We start from the raw sequence: 18,448 nt of genomic DNA on the forward strand, positions 1-18,448 counted from the left end.
TAAATACTTAAGGAAGGTTTTTATAGCAAGTGTTGTATTGAAATAAGTTTAGAGAGTTTGCATCTCACTGTAAGTTGTGTATAATTATTACGGTTTAAAAACCTGTTGGTGTGGTGAAACAAATGAATTATCCAAATGGTAAACCATTTAATAGAAATAAGACTAAAGTTGGACGCACAAACCCGCTAAATTCAAGTAAAATCAAGTATGGCGGACGCGGGATGACTTTAGAAAAGGAAATCGAATTATCAAACGATTATTACCTTTCTACAGGTAAAGCAGTAATACACAAGAAACCGACACCCGTTCAAATCGTAAATGTTTCTTATCCTAAGCGTAGTAAAGCTGTGATTAAAGAAGCATATTTCCGCACCCCATCTACAACTGACTATAATGGCATTTATAATGGCCGTTATATTGATTTTGAAGCAAAAGAAACTCAGAGTAAGACGTCTTTTCCATTACAAAATATTCACGAACACCAAGTCGCACATATGAAATCATGTTATGAACAAAACGGAATAGTGTTTTTATTAATCCGTTTTAAAGTATTAGATGAAGTATATATGCTGCCTTATCGTTCTTTTGAAAAATTTTGGCAAAGACATCAAAATAACATCAGAAAATCAATTACAGTTGAAGAAATAAGAAAAAATGGTTACCATATTCCTTATCAGTATCAACCACGATTGAATTACCTCAAAGCCGTTGATAAGTTGATATTAGATGAAAGTGAGGACCGCGTATGACGGAAAGAAAGAAGACTTCTCATTCTAAGAATGGCAAGTCTGGTAAAAAACAGAATAGGAATATTAAGAGGACAATTATTAAGATTATTGGCTTCATTTTAATTGCGTTTATTGTCTTAGCCTTAGTTGGTGTGCTTTTATTCGCATATTATGCATGGAAAGCCCCAGCGTTTTCTGATGCGAAATTAAAAGATCCTATACCAGCAAAGATTTATGATAAAGACGGTAAATTAGTCAAGACCCTTGATAACGGTCAAAGACGTGCACACGTGGACTTAAAAGATGTTCCGCAAAATATGAAGGATGCCGTCCTAGCTACTGAAGATAATCGTTTTTATAAGCATGGTGCTTTAGACTATAAACGTTTATTCGGTGCAGTCGGTAAAAACATTACTGGCGGATTCGGTTCACAAGGTGCTTCAACATTAACACAACAAGTTGTTAAACGTTCATTCTTGACTGATCAAAAGTCAATTGGCCGTAAAGCACAAGAAGCATACTTATCGTATCGTTTAGAACAAGAGTACAGTAAAGATGAGATTTTCCAAATCTACTTAAACAAAATTTACTACTCTGATGGTGTTTATGGGATTAAAGCTGCAGCTAAATATTACTTCGACAAAGATTTGAAAGATTTGAATTTAGCTGAGGAAGCGTACTTAGCAGGTTTACCTCAAGTACCTAACTTATACAATGTGTATGATAATCCTAAAGAAGCGGAATCTCGTAAAGATACTGTATTATACTTAATGCATTATCATAAACGCATTTCTGAACAAGATATGAAAAAAGCGCAAGATACACCAATTCAACAAAACTTAGTTAAACGTAATGCGGATGATCGTGCAATCAAGCCAGATAATAAAGATCCTGAGTATAACTCATATGTGAACTTTGTTAAATCTGAATTAATGGCACATCCTGAGTTCCAAGACAAAAATCTTGGTGAATTAATGAACAGTGGTATTAAGATTTATACTAATATGGACTCTAGTGTTCAAAAAGCGTTGCAGAACCGTATTGATAACGGCAATTATTACAAGAATGAAGATCAACAAGTCGGTTCAACTATTGTTGACAGTAAGAGCGGTGGTTTAGTCGCAATTTCAGGCGGCAGACACTTTAAAGATGTCGTCGACCGAAACCAAGCAACTGACCCTCACCCTACTGGTTCTTCATTGAAACCATTCTTATCTTACGGACCAGCCATTGAAAATATGCAATGGGCAACAAACCATGAACTTCAAGATGAATCTGAATACATGGTAGATGGTACAACGTTTAGAAACTATGATACGAAGAGCCATGGTAATGTCACACTGTATGATGCACTACGTCAAAGTTTCAACATACCAGCATTAAAAGCTTGGCAACAAACTAAACAAGATGCTGGTCAAGATGCACCTAAGAAATTCGCTGATAAAGTCGGCTTAAAATACGAAGGTGAAATTGGTCCTTCAGAAGTACTTGGTGGTTCATCATCTGAATTCTCACCTACTGATTTAGCTTCTGCATTCGCATCATTAGCTAACGGCGGTGAATACAACCAAGCTCATGGTATTACTAAAGTTGTTGATCAAGATGGCAATACAACTGAATTTGATCACAAACATCACAGAGCAATGCATGACTACACAGCTTACATGCTTTCAGAAGTACTGAAAGGTACATTTGAAGCTTGGGGTTCTGCTTATGGTCATGGCGTATCTGGTGTTAACTTAGCAGCCAAAACTGGTACAGGTACTTATGGTTCAGAAACTTACCAACAATACAACTTACCTGAAAACGCAGCGAAAGATGTATGGATTAACGGTTTCACACCTAAATACTCAATGTCAGTTTGGATGGGCTTCAATAAAGTTAAAGAATACGGTCAAAACTCATTCGTTGGACATAACGAACAAGAGTATCCACAATACTTGCTAGAAGATGTAATGTCAGATATCAGTCCTAGAGATGGAGAAGACTTCAAACGTCCAGCTTCAGTTAATGGATCAAGCAAATCTGACTTATACGTTGCGAGCAACCCTGACCACAATACTACAAACCGTAAAGTAAACGGTAATGGTACAACTCAAGGCGGCAGCAGCAATAGCAGTAGTAACAGCGATAACAGCAATAACAACAATCAACAACAAGGTTCAAACAACAGAACTCAAAACTTTGGTAATAATAACCAACAACAAGGACAAGGCAATAATCAACAAGGCAACAACAACCAGCAAGGCGATAATCAAAATGGCAACGCATTATCAAGATTCTTTAATCTTCATGCCATTTTCAATAATAAAGCTTCATAAATAATAAAAGTGCAGTGACTCAAATTTCTGAGCACTGCACTTTTTCTTTATATATAGAATCTAAAAAGACATGTTTGATTTTCTGATTCAAACATGTCTTTTAATAATTTTAATTATTAGCGTTTTTGATGTGCTTGTCTTGCTTTATATGCCGCATTCATTTTAATTAGTTCGCTAATGAGTGTTTTCATTTGACGATAACCCATAAAATGATGTTTACGCTGATGGATATAATCAAAACGTTCTTGGAAATTAATCGGCACAATAGGATAACTCTCTATCTTTTCGTAATCAATAGTATCAACATGATTAATCTGACAAAAATATTGTTCAATTAAAGTTAAATATTGATCTAGTAAAGCCTTCCCTTGTTCAGATGTTAATTGTTTCTTTTTCGCGAAGACATCGATTTGTTCTTCTAAAGCTTCGAAATCAGATTTTGTAATCAAAGTATCACCTCTTACGCTTTAGCTTCTTTTCTTAGTTTTTCACGATAACGTTTCTGTCCTTCTCTACAATCATCGAATAATGGACAAATATCACATTTAGGTGCACGAGCTAAGCAATGATAACGCCCAAAGAAGATAAGTTGATGATGACTTTGGTTCCATCTATCTTTTGGGATGATAGAACAAAGACGCTCTTCTACTTCTTTAACACTATCTTTCCATCGGTTGATACCTAATCTTTTAGAAACACGTTCTACGTGCGTATCTACCGCGAGTGCTGGGACACCGAAAGCTACACTTAATACAACATTAGCAGTCTTCCTACCAACACCTGCAAGACTTTCTAAATCTGTACGATTATTCGGTATCTTTCCATCAAATTTATCAATCAGTGAACGACATAACTTTTGAATATTTTTAGCTTTATTGCGATACAAACCAATTGAGCGAATATCTTGTTCCAGTTCTTCTAAACTGACATCCAAGTAATCTTGTGGTGTTTTATATTTTTTAAACAGTTCACGTGTAACTTTATTGACTAAAACATCTGTACATTGTGCTGATAATAACACCGCAATCGTTAATTCGAAAGGATTATCATGTTTAAGTTCACATTCTGCATCTGGAAACATTTCGTCAATAACATCTATCATACTTAATGCTTTTTTCTTACTTAACAATTATGATTCCTCCTGATTCAACCAGTCAAATTTCGGAATGCTTTTGACTGTATGTTTCATTTGCGGTGTGTGGTATTGACTGCTGATTTTTTTAGAGTCCTCTACTGTTTTGACGTTGTTTTTCTTCCAATTCAATAGAATTCTGTCAATGTATTTAAAACTCATTTTTTCTTGACTCAATGCTTCATTCACCGCAGCTTGAATCACTGAAATATCGTGGTGATCTACGTCAATCCATTGATTTAATGTATCAATTTCAATTGGTGACAAAGGACGGCCGAATGCACTTTCAATCATTCTGAATAATGACTTGAAGGCTTCTTGGTTATTCAGTTCACGCTGTTGTGTTTCTTGAGATTTCAAAACTTTACTGAAGGCTTGATAAAAGCCATCTAGATTCATAAATTCTGCAAAGCGTCCTTCTTCATCTTTTTGTACTGTTAAATCTAATAAATCCAATTGAATCAAACGTTGGATGACGCCTGTCACTTCACGTTCTTTCATTGTTGTACCTTTACTAAGATATGAAATGGAAGGCTGCTTATTAGAATGCTCATATTCATAAATCAATTTCAGTAAGATGATTAAATCACTTTCTGTTAAACCCATTTCAACATAATGATCGAGTAATTCTCTTCTAATTACAACTGGACGTTTCCTAAGTAATTCTATATCCAAAGTGACCCCCCTTTATATATTTTACCTATTGAAATGGTCCAGTCATCGTTTACACACATGACTGGACCCATTTATTTTTCATTCAATTCATAGAATTTTTATGGATATAAACGGTTTAATAAACGTGGGAATGGTGCTGTTTCTCTGACGTGTTCTACACCAGAAATCCATGCCACTGTTCTTTCTAAACCAAGACCGAAGCCGCTGTGAGGTACTGAACCGTAACGACGTAAGTCTAAATAGTACTCATAACTTTCTTTATCTAAACCATGTTCTTCAATGCGAGATTCTAATAATTCTAAGTCATTAATACGCTCAGAACCACCGATAATTTCGCCATAACCTTCAGGAGCAATTAAGTCAGCACATAAGACTGTGTCTTCATTGTCTGGATTTGGTTGCATATAGAATGGTTTAATTTTTGTAGGATAATTTGTGATAAATACTGGTAAATCATAATGGTTAGCGATGGCTGTTTCATGCGGTGCACCAAAGTCTTCGCCCCATTCAATATCATCAAAACCTTCTTCTTTTAAGAAGTCAATCGCATCATCATATGTGATACGTGGGAATGGTGTTTTAACTTTCTCAAGTTTAGAAGTGTCTCTATCTAAAATTTTAAGTTCTAATGCGCAATTTTTAAGTACAGATTGAACCACGTGAGCCACGTATTGTTCTTGTGCTTCTAAACTGTCATCGTGGTTATAGAACGCCATTTCGCCTTCAATCATCCAGAACTCGATTAAATGACGGCGTGTTTTAGATTTCTCGGCACGGAAAGTTGGACCGAATGAGAATACTTTACCATACGCCATAGCAGCTGCTTCTAAGTAAAGCTGACCACTTTGTGATAAGAAAGCATCTTCATCGAAATATTTAGTATGGAAGAGTTCACTTGTACCTTCTGGCGCACTTGCTGTTAAAATTGGCGGATCAATTTTAACGTATCCATTATCATGGAAGAATTCGTAAGTTGCACGGATAATTTCGTTACGGATTTTCATAACTGCATGTTGTTTTTTAGAACGTAACCATAAATGACGGTGATCCATTAAGAATTCTGTACCATGATTTTTTGGTGTAATTGGATAATCATGTGCTTCATGAATAACGTCGATAGATTTAACTTGCATTTCATAACCTAAATCAGAACGATTGTCTTCAGTAATTGTACCTGTAATGTACATTGATGATTCTTGATTTAAGTTTTTAGCTGTAGCGAATGTGTCTTCATCTACTTCAGATTTCACTACGACACCTTGCATGAATCCAGTTCCGTCACGTAATTGCAAGAATGCAATTTTACCGCTAGAACGTTTGTTTTGAAGCCAAGCGCCAATTGTGACTTCTTGACCAATGTAGTTCTTTGCTTCTTTGATTGTAGTCTTCATTATTCAAACTCCTATACTTCTTTTTGACATTTATTAGAGAATTAATGAGTGCTCGAAAGTTCAAATTCCATCAAATTACTTTGAGCATTTTATTAACTGTTAACCCGTATACATTTTATCAAATAAATGCGTTTTCTTCTAGTTGATAAACTCTATTGTGCGGTTAATCGCTTTAAAATTTTACTGAATTTTTGCAGATTGCCGATTTGCTGATTAAATGCTTTCAACGTATGCATAAAGAAGTGTTGATAGTTACTTTTGATTAAACGATCATCGAATGAAACAATGATGCCTTTATCATTCTCGTTACGAATTAAACGGCCTAATCCTTGTCTGAATCGAATGACTGCATCAGGCAGTACATAGTCTTTAAACGTTGATACAAATTCTGAATCCATTAACCAATATTTTGTATTGTTTTGATTCATAAACGGCAATTTAGCAATCATGACACATTTAATTCCATCACCTTGGAAGTCGAAACCTTCAAAGAATGTTCCTGTTCCTAATAAGATAGCTTTATCAAAGCTGTTGAATTGTTGAGCGATTTTATAGTTTTGACTGTTATTTTGCTGAGATAAAATAATATAATCATCAAAATTAGGTAAATCATTCAGTAATTCTTGGACATGGTACATCATTTTATAGCTGGTAAAGAGTACTAAGCATTTAGATTCGGTCATATTTACATATTCAGTAATATAGCTGACTATCGCGTGTTCATACTTCTCTACTTCACGATAATTATAAGGTTCTACATCATTTGGTATAAATATAGTGGCTTTATTATGATTTTCAACCACGTCATCTATGATGTACGTATTGAATTCAGCATCTTGATTAAACCACTTTTTATACGCTTCAAATGAACCATTAAATGTTAATGTACCTGAAATAAAGGTCAAGGCATTAAATTTATCTAAGATTTGATGAGAAAGAATATCTTTCACTTTATAATCTTTAACATAAATAGTGATTGTAGATTTCTGTTCTAAGTTTTTAATAGATAAAAAGCATGTGTGATCAGCTTTTAAGCTTTGTTCAATCGCACGGAAGTGATCATTGATATACAGTAAATGTTTACGAATCGATTTGATTGTTTTATGACTCATACCATTAAAGTATTCTAAAGTTAAATTCAACTTATGAATAATTTCATGAATGTCTTTTAAAATAGGTGCTTTATCAAACTGATTTACAAAGTGTATCTTATGATTATCATCATCATGAATCGTTGACTCATGGATAATATCAAAAATAGTTGTAAATAATTGTTCATTTAATTCGTGAATGTCATTTACTGCTGTTTTTAATCCGAAAACATCTATTGGCGGAATATCAAGTCTTTCTAATATACGTTTTTGTTCAAGCCGATCTACTGCTTTTAATAACTTTTCATTCTCTGTTTTACCAATTAAACCCAGTTGATATTTGATATCTGAATAACTGAGTTCATTTGTGACTTGGTCTAAGGCATAATCTGGTAAGCGATGTGCTTCGTCAATAATACAGTCTTCAAATAATTGATAGATACTGTTTTCTTGTGAAGCATGAATTAAATGTGCATGGTTTGTAATACCGATTTGGATATTTTGAGCATTCCGCTTTAAGAAATTATAGTAATGAATATCGTGGCGGACGGGCACATAAGTTTCTGCTTTTTGTTCTAAATACATTTTTTGTCCGCCCTTAAGATTCAACTCTTGAATATCCCCTGTTTCTGTATGGGTAATCCAAATTAACAACTGCATTTTAAGTAAAGTTACATCATAGTTCTGCGTCTCATCTTTTAGAATTTGACTAATCAGTCCTAAAGAAATATATTCGCGTTTACTTTTGATAATCGCCGCATTGATACGATAGCCAAGCACTTTTTCTAAAGTTGGTATTTCATGTTCTAACAATTGATTTTGCAACAACTTCGTATTCGTAGAAATCATCACATGCTGTTTTGTTTCAATATTATACATAAGCGCTGCAATTAAATACGCGATAGATTTACCAGAACCTAAAGGTGCTTCAATCAATGCTTTATCATTATGCATGAGTTGATCTAGGATAATTTCTGTTAAATAAAGCTGTTTTGGTCGATATGTGAATCCTAAAGCATCGATAACCTTCTTATAAAAATCTTCTGTTGATCCTTCAAAGTCAATAGAAGGTGCTTTGAAATCGACTTGTTTTCTATAGATAATTTGTTCAAATTGTGCGTATTGTTGATCTAATGGTTGATTACCGTGATGACGAACCATTTCAAATAGAACATCATGTAGTTGATATTTTAAATCTTTACTTAAATAATAGAGTTGTTTTAATGTATCCGTAGGCAATGCATTCAATACATTGAAAGCTTTAATCATGAGTTTAGCAGTAGTAGCTGCATCTTCATCTGCACGATGGGCATTATTCAATGGAATATTATGGTTTTCTGCTAATTCGCTGAGTTGATAACTTTTATCTGTCGGAAATGCAATTTTAAATAATTCTACAGTATCAATAGTTTTTCTTGGATGGTAAGTAATATTACATTTTCTAAATGCATTTTTTAAAAAGTTTAAATCAAAAGAGACATTATGTGCGACAAACACACAATCCTTCAATACTTCATATACTTCATCTGCTATTTCATGAAAGTATGGCGCTTGTGTCAACATAGCGTCTTCGATGGACGTGAGTGCCTGGATGAAAGGCGGAATTTCTAAGTCTGTCTTTATTAAAGAGTGGTATGAACCGACAATTTCATAATTACGTACAAATGTAATACCGATTTGGATAATCTCATCATAATCCTTTTGGTTACCTGTCGTTTCTAAATCTACCACTGCATAAGTGGTTTGACTCACATGATCGCCTCCTTTCTATAAATCTATATCTGCACTCATCAAACGATGGTTTGTACCTTCTTCATCTTCAACTAATAAAAATCCATCTTTATCAATATCTATAGCTTGACCACTAAATTGTTCGTCATTTTCTGTGAACTTCAAAGTTCTATGCCAGATATTAGAATGTGTTCTATATTCATCTCTGATAGATTCAAAAGGTACAGTTAAAAATTGGATATAACGTTTCTTCATATTCTTCAATAATGTATCTAAAAAAGCATAGCGATCTATTTTTTGATCTGCATGTTCAAAAATACTTGTTGCACGATGTGCAATGTCTTCTGGAAATTCATCCACATGTTGGTTCATATTGATTCCGATACCACAGATAACAGCTTCTATACCATCGCTGTTTGCGGACATTTCTGTTAAGAATCCACACACCTTTTTCGAACCGATATAAATATCATTTGGCCATTTAATTTCAACCTTATCTTTAGAAAATGGTTGAATAGATTCTCGAATTGCTAAGGCCATAAATAGATTAAATGTAGTGATTAACGAAAAAGGTACTTTAGGACGAAATACTGCACTCATCCATAGACCTTTCCCTTTTGCGGAATCCCAAAAACGATTGAAGCGGCCACGACCTTTGGTTTGTTCATTGCTTAGTACTAACATCGCATTTTGATGGCCAACCATTTTTTGTTTTGCAGCAAGTTGTGTCGAGTCAATCGTATCATAAACATAGACATCATCGAAAAAGCCTTGTGTATATACAATTTGTTCTACGATACCAGGATACCAAGTATCTGCAAGTTGTTCTAATTGATGGCCTCTATGATTGACAGAATGAATGACACATCCTTCTGCTTTTAACTGATCAATAATTTTCTTTACTGCAGTTCTGGAAATTTGTAATTGTTCTGCTATCATTTGACCAGATATATACTCTGGTTGATTGTCGTATAATATTTTAACGACATCTTGACTATATTTAGACATTTGCTTTCACCCATTTTATAATTTCACTTTGTTCATTTTGCAACTCATGATTGATAATGGTACATTCTATTTTTCTAAGCACGTCTTTTAACCACGGGCCGCCTTTTCGATTTAATGTTTCTAATATGATTTTACCATTGATAGCGATGTCACTTCTTTTGGAAATCACTAAATCATTGTAAACCGTTTTAATTGATTCTTGATTCATTATTAAAGGATTTCCTAAAGAAATCTGATTTTCATTTAATGTTTCATGCATCGACAATATATAAGATAATACAGGCAAGCTATAGTCGTAAACTAAAAGACGTAATGCTTTTTTATCTGAAAGTGTTTCAAGTTTTTCAAACACAGTACAGTACATTTTAACTTTCTTTTTCATTTCATTACTTATTTTCAATTCCGCTAATGCACCATTAACTTCAGGTTGTTTATACATCATCACAGCAAGCATTAATTCTAATGAAATCGGTTCGCAAATAGAAATTTGAGACATCTTGTAATTTTTGAAAAATGGTACATAATCAAAGAAATTCAACTCAAGTAATAACGGATAAACATGTGCTACATCTTTACCAGCTAGTAACTTGGTTAATTCAACAATAATTCTTTCGATGGATAAATACGCGGTATCAGCCATACGATGTTTCATTGCTTTGAAAGTGTCAGTTTCTATTTCAAATCCTAATTGTGATTTAAAACGTAAACCTCGCAGAATACGTAAAGCATCTTCTGTAAATCGCTCTTCTGCAGGCCCTACTGTGACAATCCGCTTTTGTTTAATATCTTCATATCCTCCGAAGTAATCTCTAATTGTAAAATCAGTATCCATCGCAATCGCATTCATCGTAAAGTCTCTTCGCTCTACATCCTTGTATAAATCACGTACAAAGAATACCTCATCAGGTCGTCTATGATCTTTATATTCACCTTCAGCACGATACGTTGTGACTTCATAATTTTCATTTTGATAAACGACATTGATTGTTCCATGTTCTTTCCCTATAGGAATTGTATGCTCAAATATCGCTTCAATTTCTTCAGGTGCAGCACTGGTAGTTATATCAATATCATGGATTGGACGATCCATTAAATAATCACGGACAGAGCCTCCTATAAAATAGGCTTCAAATCCATTATCTTGTATTTGATTTAAAATAGGTGCAGCTTTTAAAAATAAGTCTTTGTTCATGATTTTCCTTCTAACATTTGGTTGTAGTAATATTCATATTGATCTGCGATTAACTCAGAATTGAAGCGTTCTGTTACGTCTTTCAGCATTTGTTCACGAATACGTTGATACAGCGCATCATTCGTTAGTAATTCAATCGCATACTCACTTGCTTTATCGCTGTCTCCAATATCTACAATAAAGCCAGTTTCTTCATGTTTAATCACTTCTTTAATACCGCCAGCTGTTGAACCGATAGGTACAACACCTGTTTTCATTGCTTCTAGTAATGTTAAACCAAAACTTTCCTTTTCACTTAACAAGAGTACTAAATCAGACATTTGATAAAATTGGTTCACAAACTCTTGTTTTCCTAAAAACATCACATCGTCTTCTATGTTTAATTCACGTACTAACCGTTTCATTTCCATTAATTCTGGACCATCACCAAGTAAAAGTAACTTAGATGGTATTTGATCATGTACTTTTTTGAATGTCTCGATAATCGTATCAATTCGTTTTACCTGTCTAAAGTTTGAAACGTGAATTAATACTTTCTCATCTGGTTTTATGCCATAGACTTTTTTCAACGCATCGTTACGTTTTGTCGGAAAATCAATTTCTCTGACAAAGTTATAAATCGGTATAATTTCTTTATCAGTACCGATGATTTCTTGTGTTTGATGTGCTAATGATTTACTTACACTTGTTACAACATCGCTGTTTTCAATTCCAAACTTAATCGCATCTTTAAGAGAATGATCAAAACCAAGAACAGTAATATCCGTACCGTGTAAGGTTGTCATAATTTTAACGTCTTTGCCTGACATTTGACGTCCTAATATGCCGCAAATCGCATGAGGTACAGCATAGTGCATATGTAGAATATCTAAATCATATTCACGAATAACTGATGCGATTTTAGTGCTTAAACTGATATCATAAGGTGGATATTGAAACACTGCATATTGATTGACTTCAACTTGGTGGAAAGTAATATTTGGAAGTGGTTTTCTAATGCGAAACGGTAAGTTTGAAGTGATAAAGTGGACATCATGTCCTCTTTCAGCAAGAGTTATCCCAAGTTCAGTAGCAATAATACCTGAACCTCCCATAGAAGGATAACATGTAATTCCTATCTTCATTTCAAACCGACTCTCCTTTATCTCTCTATCTAATTTTATTTACGTTCAAAACGATTTTTATCTCGTGTATTAAATTTGTGCATTGTTTCATCGAAACTTTCAGTCATATCGATGTCTAGTGAGTTTGCTATACATAATAAGACGAACAAGTTGTCACCAAGTTCGGCTTTAATTGTATTTTCTTCTTCAGTGTCTTTCTTTTTCTTTTCTCCATACACATGATTGATTTCTCTAGCAAGTTCCCCGACTTCTTCTGTTAAACGTGCTAAATTAGCAAGGGGTGAGAAATATCCTGCTTTAAATTGGCCGATGTATGCATCGACTTCTTTTTGCATTTCTGACATTGTTTTCATGCATTTCATCTCCTTACATCTTATCTCCTAGTATATCTTATATTTTTTTATTATGCATTTTAAGTGCAATCACAAGCTAAATAAAAAAACCTTGCTGCGAGAGCAAGGTTTCAACACTTTATTGAATTAATCGCTTGAGCGTGCAATTAAGATAAATCTTAATAATTCAGCAACTGCAACTGCTGTAGATGCTACATATGTCATAGCTGCGGCACTCAATACTTTGCGTGCATGTTTATATTCTTTGTCATTAACGATATGCAATGATTTGATATTATTCATCGCACGTTTACTCGCATCAAATTCTACCGGTAATGTGATGATTGAGAATAACACTGCAAATGCCATTAAGAAAATCCCAATCCATAACGCTGTAGAACCGATTGCCATTTGCATCGACGTTAATACGATACCTGCCATAATTAAAATGTATGACAAGCTGCTGCCGATATTTGCTAATGGGAACAATGCGTGTCTGAATCTCAAGTAGAAATAACCTTGAGCGTCTTGAATCGCATGCCCTACTTCGTGTGCTGCAATCGCTGTTGCCGCAACACTTGGACGATTGTAGTTCGCAGGAGATAAACGAATTACTTTTTTAGTCGGGTCATAGTGGTCTGATAGGAAACCTTGACCTTCTAGTACTTCAACATCATTGATACCATTGGCGTGTAAAATTTCTTCAGCCACTTCTCGTCCAGTTTTACCACTTGTCGATCTGACTTGTGAATATTTTTCGTAATTAGATTTAACTTTATGTTGTGCCCAAAGCGGCAAAATCATTAATATTGCAAAATAAATTATCATACTTACTAAAGACAAAATGCTCACTCCTTTATAACATTATTTTACTGAGAACGTAAACTTTGGTCAATTAATTTGCGCTGTAACAACGGTTTTAAATAAAAGTACAAAATAATGCATAGCATACTTAATATAAACGCAATATAAGCAACCAGTTCTAAATGTGTATCGATAAATGGATAATATGGAAACTGCATAAAGACGTAGTCTATTAAATCATTATGGAATATCCAAATGATCGCAATGATGCCTGCACCTAAAGTAATTTTGAAACGTGGATAAAATAGTATAGCTTCAAACGCCATAATGCCATGAGAGATTAATAACATCATACCGCTGATTGTAATTTCATCGTATTGATAAAATAAAATCAAATTCATAATTACTGCCCACACACCATATTTGATTAAGGTCATAAACGCTAACGCTTCTATGATGCTGCTTTGTTTATTTAAGAGCAGTAGTAATATCGCAATACACAAAAAGAGTGAAGCTGTCGGACTATCTGGAATGAATATCCAATAATACCATGCAGCTTCCTTTAACTGGCTTCCATACCATATGTAACCGTAAACTGTACCTAATATATTACAAATTAAAACTAATAAAAGAAATGGGCGTGCATATAACGCCCATCTCCACCACTGTAAGATACTCATCGCCTTCATTCCTTTGTTGGGAAGTTATAAGATTTTGCTTTAATCGTGTTTAATAAGTGAGACAGTCGATAGAAATATTCAGGATCATTGATTTGTAAACTTAAATCTATCGTGTTTTGCAGACGGTGAATCAATGATATTTCTGCTTGTGGCGTAGTAGTAACCGCATGCAGATCGCTTAAATGAGATGTGTATTCTGGTGAGGTTAATAATTGTGCTAATAAAACTTCATCGATACGGACATCTCTTTTAGGAATGTGAATTTTTATATCGAACATAGGCTTTTCGTAAGCGATAAGGCGAAAAATCTCATTGGTATTATGATATTGCTTACGATTAAGTGTAAGCTTGATTCCTATGCTTAATGTGTCATTAACCGCTAATTCTAGTGTATTGCGGTGTGGTAACGGTTCATCTACAAAATATACACTTTCTAAACGTTGAATGTCAGACTTGATGAGATTCAATACCCATACGCTGATTCTTGATTTGAACTCATATTGAAAGAGTAAATAATCAATCAAGTTTTTCTTCTGCAGATTTAAACTTTCATAATCTTTCATTAAAATTCACCAACACCTTAATCGTATTGCAGTCGTTCAGCTTCTTGTTGCCATTCATCATTATTCGGATCAAGTTCTAATAATTTCGGTAATAGTAATTTAGCTTGTTCAATTTGTCCTGTTTCAATTAAGAAGAAATAATAATCTCCTAAGTAATCAGGGTTGTTTTCAAACGTAGGATAAGCTAAATCAAAGAAGTGTTGCGCCTCTTTATCGCGTTCTTCAGCGCCTAAGGCATAAGCTAAGTTCCACATAAAGCGAGGGTCTAAATCATCCTCACTTGCATACTGCAAGAGTCTAATAATCGATTCATTATCTTCTTTAGTTCGATAATAACTGCTGAGTTCAATTAATGGCTCTTGGTATGCATTGTCTACTTCTAATGCATTAAGTAAGAGTTTAACCCCTTTTTCAGCATCGCCTTGATCTAATTCAAGTTTCCCTGTTGATAGCATTAACTCCTTGTAAAAGGCATTAAGACGTAATCCTTCATGTCCAACTTCAATGGCTGAGTTATAATCTCTTTGCTGTAAGTAAAGCTGTTGTAAATAATAATAACCTTGAATATAATCAGGATCTTTTTCCATCAACGTGCTCATGATTTTAATAGCCTCTTGGACTAATTCATTTTTCTCATATGCAAGTGCTTTTTTCATATAATCTTCCGGTGTCATATCCTGTTCATGAATATCATCATACAGTTTAATCGCATCATCGTAATTACCGCTTTGTAAGGCGCTATCAGCAAGACGTGCATACAAATTGACACCATTGACCATGTATTCTCCAGTTTCTAAAACAGTTTCGTATTCTGCTGATGCACGTAGATATTGTCCATCGAAGTACATTAATTCAGCAAGTGCGAAATGTAAGACAGGATCATTTGGCTCCAACTCGATTGCTTCTTGAACTTTATCAATCGCAACTTCCAGCATATTAATCTGTTGATATAAATCTGCTTCTAACATTAAACGCTCAGTAGTTAAATCTGCTTGGCTTAAATATTCTAAAGCTTCATCAGTTTTGTCCTCTGAAATCAATCCATCAATAAAATAAATTAATAGTTCAGGTTCGTTCGGATATTTATTGTATAAAGCTCTGAATACTTCTAATCCTTGAGGTGTTAAACCATAGTTGTAAAGTGTTTCACCTAACATGAATAATGTATCATCGTCAGCTGTTGAAATAGCTTGTTCAACTCTGCTGTCTAGGTTATCTATTTTTTGCAGATGAATATCATCAATTAATTTTTGTGTATCTTCCATACTTTCATATTATCCTTTCTGTGCTATTGATTTAAGTAAAGGCAAGAATTCTGGGAATGAAGTGTTCACTGAATCGAATCGTTTAATGTGAAGCGGTTCTTCACCAAGTAAAGATGCGATGGCCAAGGTCATACCAATGCGGTGATCGGTATACGAACTTACCTCTGCTGCATGTTCGAATGTAGATGGATGAATCACAAAGCCATCGTTAGTTGGATGAACTTCAAAGCCAAGTAGACCCAGTTCGTCTGAAGTTGTTTCAATGCGATTGGTTTCTTTGAATTTTAATTCTTCCGCATCTTTAATGACACTTGAACCTTGTGCTTGTGTACATAATAAAGCAATGATTGGAATTTCATCAATGGCGCGTGTAATTAATTCACCTGACATATCAATTGGTTTTAAGCCTGGTGTGTATTGAATGCGGAGAGAAGCGGTTGGTTCTGCACCCTCATTGACATTGAAAATTTCAATGTTCGCATTCATTTTCTGTACTACATCTATAATACCAGAACGTGTCTCATTCATTCCGACATTATGAATCGTAATATCACTATCAGGTGTAATTAATGCAGCGACAATAAAGAATGCAGCTGATGAAATATCACCAGGCACTTTGAAATCTCTTGCTTGAATAGACTTAATCGCACGTGGTGTTGTTTCAATTTTCATCCCTTCAGTTTTAATAGGTATTTGATAGTGCGCAAACATAGTCTCTGTATGATTGCGTGTAATACCAATCTCTTTGATTACAGAAGGCTCATCTGAAAACAAGCTCGCAAAAAGAATTGCACTTTTAACTTGTGCACTTGCTACAGGCATTTTATAGTCGATACCTTTTATGTGACCTTTACTGATAATTAATGGTGTGTAATTGCCATCTATACCGCGAATAGCGGCTCCCATTTCAGTTAAAGGATCAATCACTCTATTCATAGGTCGTTTACCGATAGATTCATCGCCAGATAAAACAGATTCAATTCCTAACCCACTAAGTAATCCAGCCATGATACGTGTTGTAGTACCTGAATTACCAGTATATAAAGTTTGATGTGGCGTAACGAAGTTTTGATAACCTGGAGAATTTACAACTACTTTATCATTTTCAACTTTAAATTCAACACCAAGTTGGCGGAATATTTGAATTGTACGTAAGCAATCTTCAGCCAACAAAGGTTTATAAATGGTAGATTGTCCTTCTGCTAATGAACTTAACATAATTGCTCGGTGTGTCATAGATTTATCGCCAGGTACTTCTATTTCACCGCGTAAAGGACCTTGAACATTAATTTCTTCAGTTTTACTCATTGGTTTCACTCACTTTAACAAGTTTTGTAGTTGTTCAAATGCGGTTTTGAGCACAGTATTATCAACATGTGTCACCACAGGTTTGCCGATTTCTGACAAGAGCACCATCTGAACGCCGTCTTGATAATTTTTCTTATCTTTCAACATTAAATTTAATAAAGGTTGGAACTCAGGGTTCAAGACTACATCAAGAGGATAATCTAATTTCTGCATGTAATCAACAAAATGTTGAACATTATAATTTGTGTCTAAAACAAGATTAGAAACGATAAATTGATAAATAATCCCAATCATCACTGCATGACCATGTGGTATTTTCTCATGATATTCAATCGCGTGTCCAAAGGTATGACCAAGATTCAAGAATTTTCGTTTGCCTTGTTCGTGTTCATCAGCAACCACGATATTCAATTTTGTTTCAATTCCTTTAAGTAAGAAATCATCTAACTGATCAAGTTCTGACAAAGCAGTTTTATTTGGATAAGCTTCCTCGATTTCTTTTAATGCACTTTCTCCATTTAACAATGCATGCTTATATACCTCAGCGTAACCACTGCTGATTTCAACATAAGGGAGTGATGTTAAAAAGTCTAAATCATAAATAACAGCTTTAGGTCGATGGAAAGCACCTACTAAGTTTTTGCCTTGAGGCGTATTTATCCCCACTTTACCCCCAACGCTTGAGTCATGTGCGAGAATTGTTGTTGGTACTTGAATGAAGTCAACACCACGTAATAAGGTTGCAGCTACAAATCCAGCAAAGTCACCTACTACACCGCCACCAATTGCGACAATACATGTGTTTCGTGTAATACCAGTTTCTAGAAGTTGTTCAAGAACAGACTCATAAACAGAAAAGGATTTTGTTTGTTCGTTGCCCTCTACTGAAATAATATGAGAGATTTGTTCAGAATCAACTGCTAAGGTTGCTTGCTCAATTTTAGCTGGATGGAAATTTGCTACAGTTTTATCAACAATAAAAGCCACATCTCTATATTTTGATAAAAAAGTCTTTAAATGCGTTATTGCGTCATGTTGAATAATAATTGGATAGTTATTGTCTTGATAGGTTGTCATCAGTTGCATTTTAATCACCTTTGATT

At 34.4% G+C, this 18,448-nt stretch carries 17 protein-coding genes; 2 read left to right on the forward strand and 15 right to left on the reverse strand.

Annotation, left to right across the window (positions count from 1 at the left end; translation table 11 throughout):
- The first annotated feature begins 122 nt into the window (after positions 1 to 122).
- The gene (gene recU / locus BU038_RS02340; protein ID WP_107604635.1) at positions 123 to 749 is read left to right on the forward strand and encodes a Holliday junction resolvase RecU; all 627 of its coding nucleotides are present in this window, start codon (positions 123 to 125) and stop codon (positions 747 to 749) included.
- The gene (locus BU038_RS02345) at positions 746 to 3,049 is read left to right on the forward strand and encodes a transglycosylase domain-containing protein (RefSeq protein WP_107604636.1); all 2,304 of its coding nucleotides are present in this window, start codon (positions 746 to 748) and stop codon (positions 3,047 to 3,049) included. Before recU ends, BU038_RS02345 begins: the two co-directional genes overlap by 4 nt.
- 116 nt (positions 3,050 to 3,165) lie before the next feature.
- Here BU038_RS02345 and BU038_RS02350 read toward each other — a convergent pair whose 3' ends face one another.
- The 15 genes from BU038_RS02350 to aroB all read right to left on the reverse strand — a co-directional run bounded on the left by BU038_RS02350 (position 3,166) and on the right by aroB (position 18,431).
- Complete coding sequence (locus BU038_RS02350; protein ID WP_107604637.1) at positions 3,166 to 3,498, reverse strand: YpoC family protein; 333 nt, start codon at positions 3,496 to 3,498, stop codon at positions 3,166 to 3,168.
- A gap of 11 nt (positions 3,499 to 3,509) precedes the next feature.
- A complete protein-coding gene (gene nth / locus BU038_RS02355; RefSeq protein ID WP_107604638.1) occupies positions 3,510 to 4,178 on the reverse strand; it encodes an endonuclease III in 669 nt (222 codons plus the stop codon).
- On the reverse strand, positions 4,179 to 4,856 hold the full coding sequence (locus BU038_RS02360; protein WP_107604639.1) for a DnaD domain-containing protein: 678 nt from the start codon (positions 4,854 to 4,856) through the stop codon (positions 4,179 to 4,181). It lies immediately after the preceding gene.
- 98 nt (positions 4,857 to 4,954) lie between these two features.
- Positions 4,955 to 6,247, reverse strand: a complete 1,293-nt coding sequence (asnS, locus tag BU038_RS02365; protein ID WP_107604640.1) for an asparagine--tRNA ligase — start codon at positions 6,245 to 6,247, stop codon at positions 4,955 to 4,957.
- Positions 6,248 to 6,399: 152 nt separating this feature from the next.
- A complete protein-coding gene (locus BU038_RS02370) occupies positions 6,400 to 9,090 on the reverse strand; it encodes a helicase C-terminal domain-containing protein (RefSeq protein ID WP_107604641.1) in 2,691 nt (896 codons plus the stop codon).
- A 15-nt stretch (positions 9,091 to 9,105) separates the two neighbouring features.
- Positions 9,106 to 10,077: a biotin--[acetyl-CoA-carboxylase] ligase gene (locus tag BU038_RS02375; protein WP_107604642.1), complete on the reverse strand. Its 972-nt coding sequence runs from the start codon at positions 10,075 to 10,077 to the stop codon at positions 9,106 to 9,108.
- On the reverse strand, positions 10,070 to 11,269 hold the full coding sequence (locus BU038_RS02380; protein WP_107604643.1) for a CCA tRNA nucleotidyltransferase: 1,200 nt from the start codon (positions 11,267 to 11,269) through the stop codon (positions 10,070 to 10,072). Before BU038_RS02380 ends, BU038_RS02375 begins: the two co-directional genes overlap by 8 nt.
- On the reverse strand, positions 11,266 to 12,393 hold the full coding sequence (gene bshA / locus BU038_RS02385) for an N-acetyl-alpha-D-glucosaminyl L-malate synthase BshA (protein ID WP_107604644.1): 1,128 nt from the start codon (positions 12,391 to 12,393) through the stop codon (positions 11,266 to 11,268). Before bshA ends, BU038_RS02380 begins: the two co-directional genes overlap by 4 nt.
- Positions 12,394 to 12,428: 35 nt before the next feature.
- Positions 12,429 to 12,746 carry a nucleotide pyrophosphohydrolase gene (locus BU038_RS02390; RefSeq protein WP_107604645.1) on the reverse strand — a complete coding sequence of 106 codons (318 nt, stop codon included), beginning with the start codon at positions 12,744 to 12,746 and terminating at the stop codon, positions 12,429 to 12,431.
- A gap of 126 nt (positions 12,747 to 12,872) precedes the next feature.
- Entirely contained in the window at positions 12,873 to 13,553 is a 681-nt protein-coding gene (locus BU038_RS02395) for a zinc metallopeptidase (protein ID WP_096754697.1), read from the reverse strand.
- 41 nt (positions 13,554 to 13,594) lie between these two features.
- Positions 13,595 to 14,209: a DUF1405 domain-containing protein gene (locus BU038_RS02400; RefSeq protein WP_107604646.1), complete on the reverse strand. Its 615-nt coding sequence runs from the start codon at positions 14,207 to 14,209 to the stop codon at positions 13,595 to 13,597.
- 5 nt (positions 14,210 to 14,214) lie between these two features.
- Positions 14,215 to 14,772 (reverse strand): YpiB family protein, encoded by a 558-nt coding sequence (locus BU038_RS02405; RefSeq protein WP_107604647.1) that lies wholly within the window; start codon positions 14,770 to 14,772, stop codon positions 14,215 to 14,217.
- 17 nt (positions 14,773 to 14,789) lie between these two features.
- Positions 14,790 to 16,037, reverse strand: a complete 1,248-nt coding sequence (locus BU038_RS02410) for a tetratricopeptide repeat protein (protein WP_107604648.1) — start codon at positions 16,035 to 16,037, stop codon at positions 14,790 to 14,792.
- Between the two features lie 9 nt (positions 16,038 to 16,046).
- Positions 16,047 to 17,345, reverse strand: coding sequence for a 3-phosphoshikimate 1-carboxyvinyltransferase (gene aroA, locus BU038_RS02415; RefSeq protein WP_107604649.1), 1,299 nt, complete (start codon positions 17,343 to 17,345; stop codon positions 16,047 to 16,049).
- Positions 17,346 to 17,354: 9 nt separating this feature from the next.
- Positions 17,355 to 18,431 (reverse strand): 3-dehydroquinate synthase, encoded by a 1,077-nt coding sequence (aroB, locus tag BU038_RS02420; RefSeq protein ID WP_107604650.1) that lies wholly within the window; start codon positions 18,429 to 18,431, stop codon positions 17,355 to 17,357.
- Positions 18,432 to 18,448 lie beyond the last annotated feature (17 nt).

Source organism: Staphylococcus simulans (genome assembly GCF_003043455.1).
GTDB classification, from domain to species: domain Bacteria; phylum Bacillota; class Bacilli; order Staphylococcales; family Staphylococcaceae; genus Staphylococcus; species Staphylococcus simulans_A.

Bases quoted from the DNA above. Each gene is read 5' to 3' on its own strand.
- recU (WP_107604635.1), top strand. From the start codon at position 123: ATGAATTATCCAAATGGTAAACCATTTAATAGAAATAAGACTAAAGTT.
- BU038_RS02345 (WP_107604636.1), top strand. From the start codon at position 746: ATGACGGAAAGAAAGAAGACTTCTCATTCTAAGAATGGCAAGTCTGGT.
- asnS (WP_107604640.1), bottom strand. From the start codon at position 6,247: ATGAAGACTACAATCAAAGAAGCAAAGAACTACATTGGTCAAGAAGTC.
- BU038_RS02375 (WP_107604642.1), bottom strand. From the start codon at position 10,077: ATGTCTAAATATAGTCAAGATGTCGTTAAAATATTATACGACAATCAA.
- BU038_RS02380 (WP_107604643.1), bottom strand. From the start codon at position 11,269: ATGAACAAAGACTTATTTTTAAAAGCTGCACCTATTTTAAATCAAATA.
- bshA (WP_107604644.1), bottom strand. From the start codon at position 12,393: ATGAAGATAGGAATTACATGTTATCCTTCTATGGGAGGTTCAGGTATT.
- BU038_RS02390 (WP_107604645.1), bottom strand. From the start codon at position 12,746: ATGAAAACAATGTCAGAAATGCAAAAAGAAGTCGATGCATACATCGGC.
- BU038_RS02395 (WP_096754697.1), bottom strand. From the start codon at position 13,553: ATGATAATTTATTTTGCAATATTAATGATTTTGCCGCTTTGGGCACAA.
- BU038_RS02400 (WP_107604646.1), bottom strand. From the start codon at position 14,209: ATGAGTATCTTACAGTGGTGGAGATGGGCGTTATATGCACGCCCATTT.
- BU038_RS02405 (WP_107604647.1), bottom strand. From the start codon at position 14,772: ATGAAAGATTATGAAAGTTTAAATCTGCAGAAGAAAAACTTGATTGAT.
- BU038_RS02410 (WP_107604648.1), bottom strand. From the start codon at position 16,037: ATGGAAGATACACAAAAATTAATTGATGATATTCATCTGCAAAAAATA.
- aroA (WP_107604649.1), bottom strand. From the start codon at position 17,345: ATGAGTAAAACTGAAGAAATTAATGTTCAAGGTCCTTTACGCGGTGAA.
- aroB (WP_107604650.1), bottom strand. From the start codon at position 18,431: ATGCAACTGATGACAACCTATCAAGACAATAACTATCCAATTATTATT.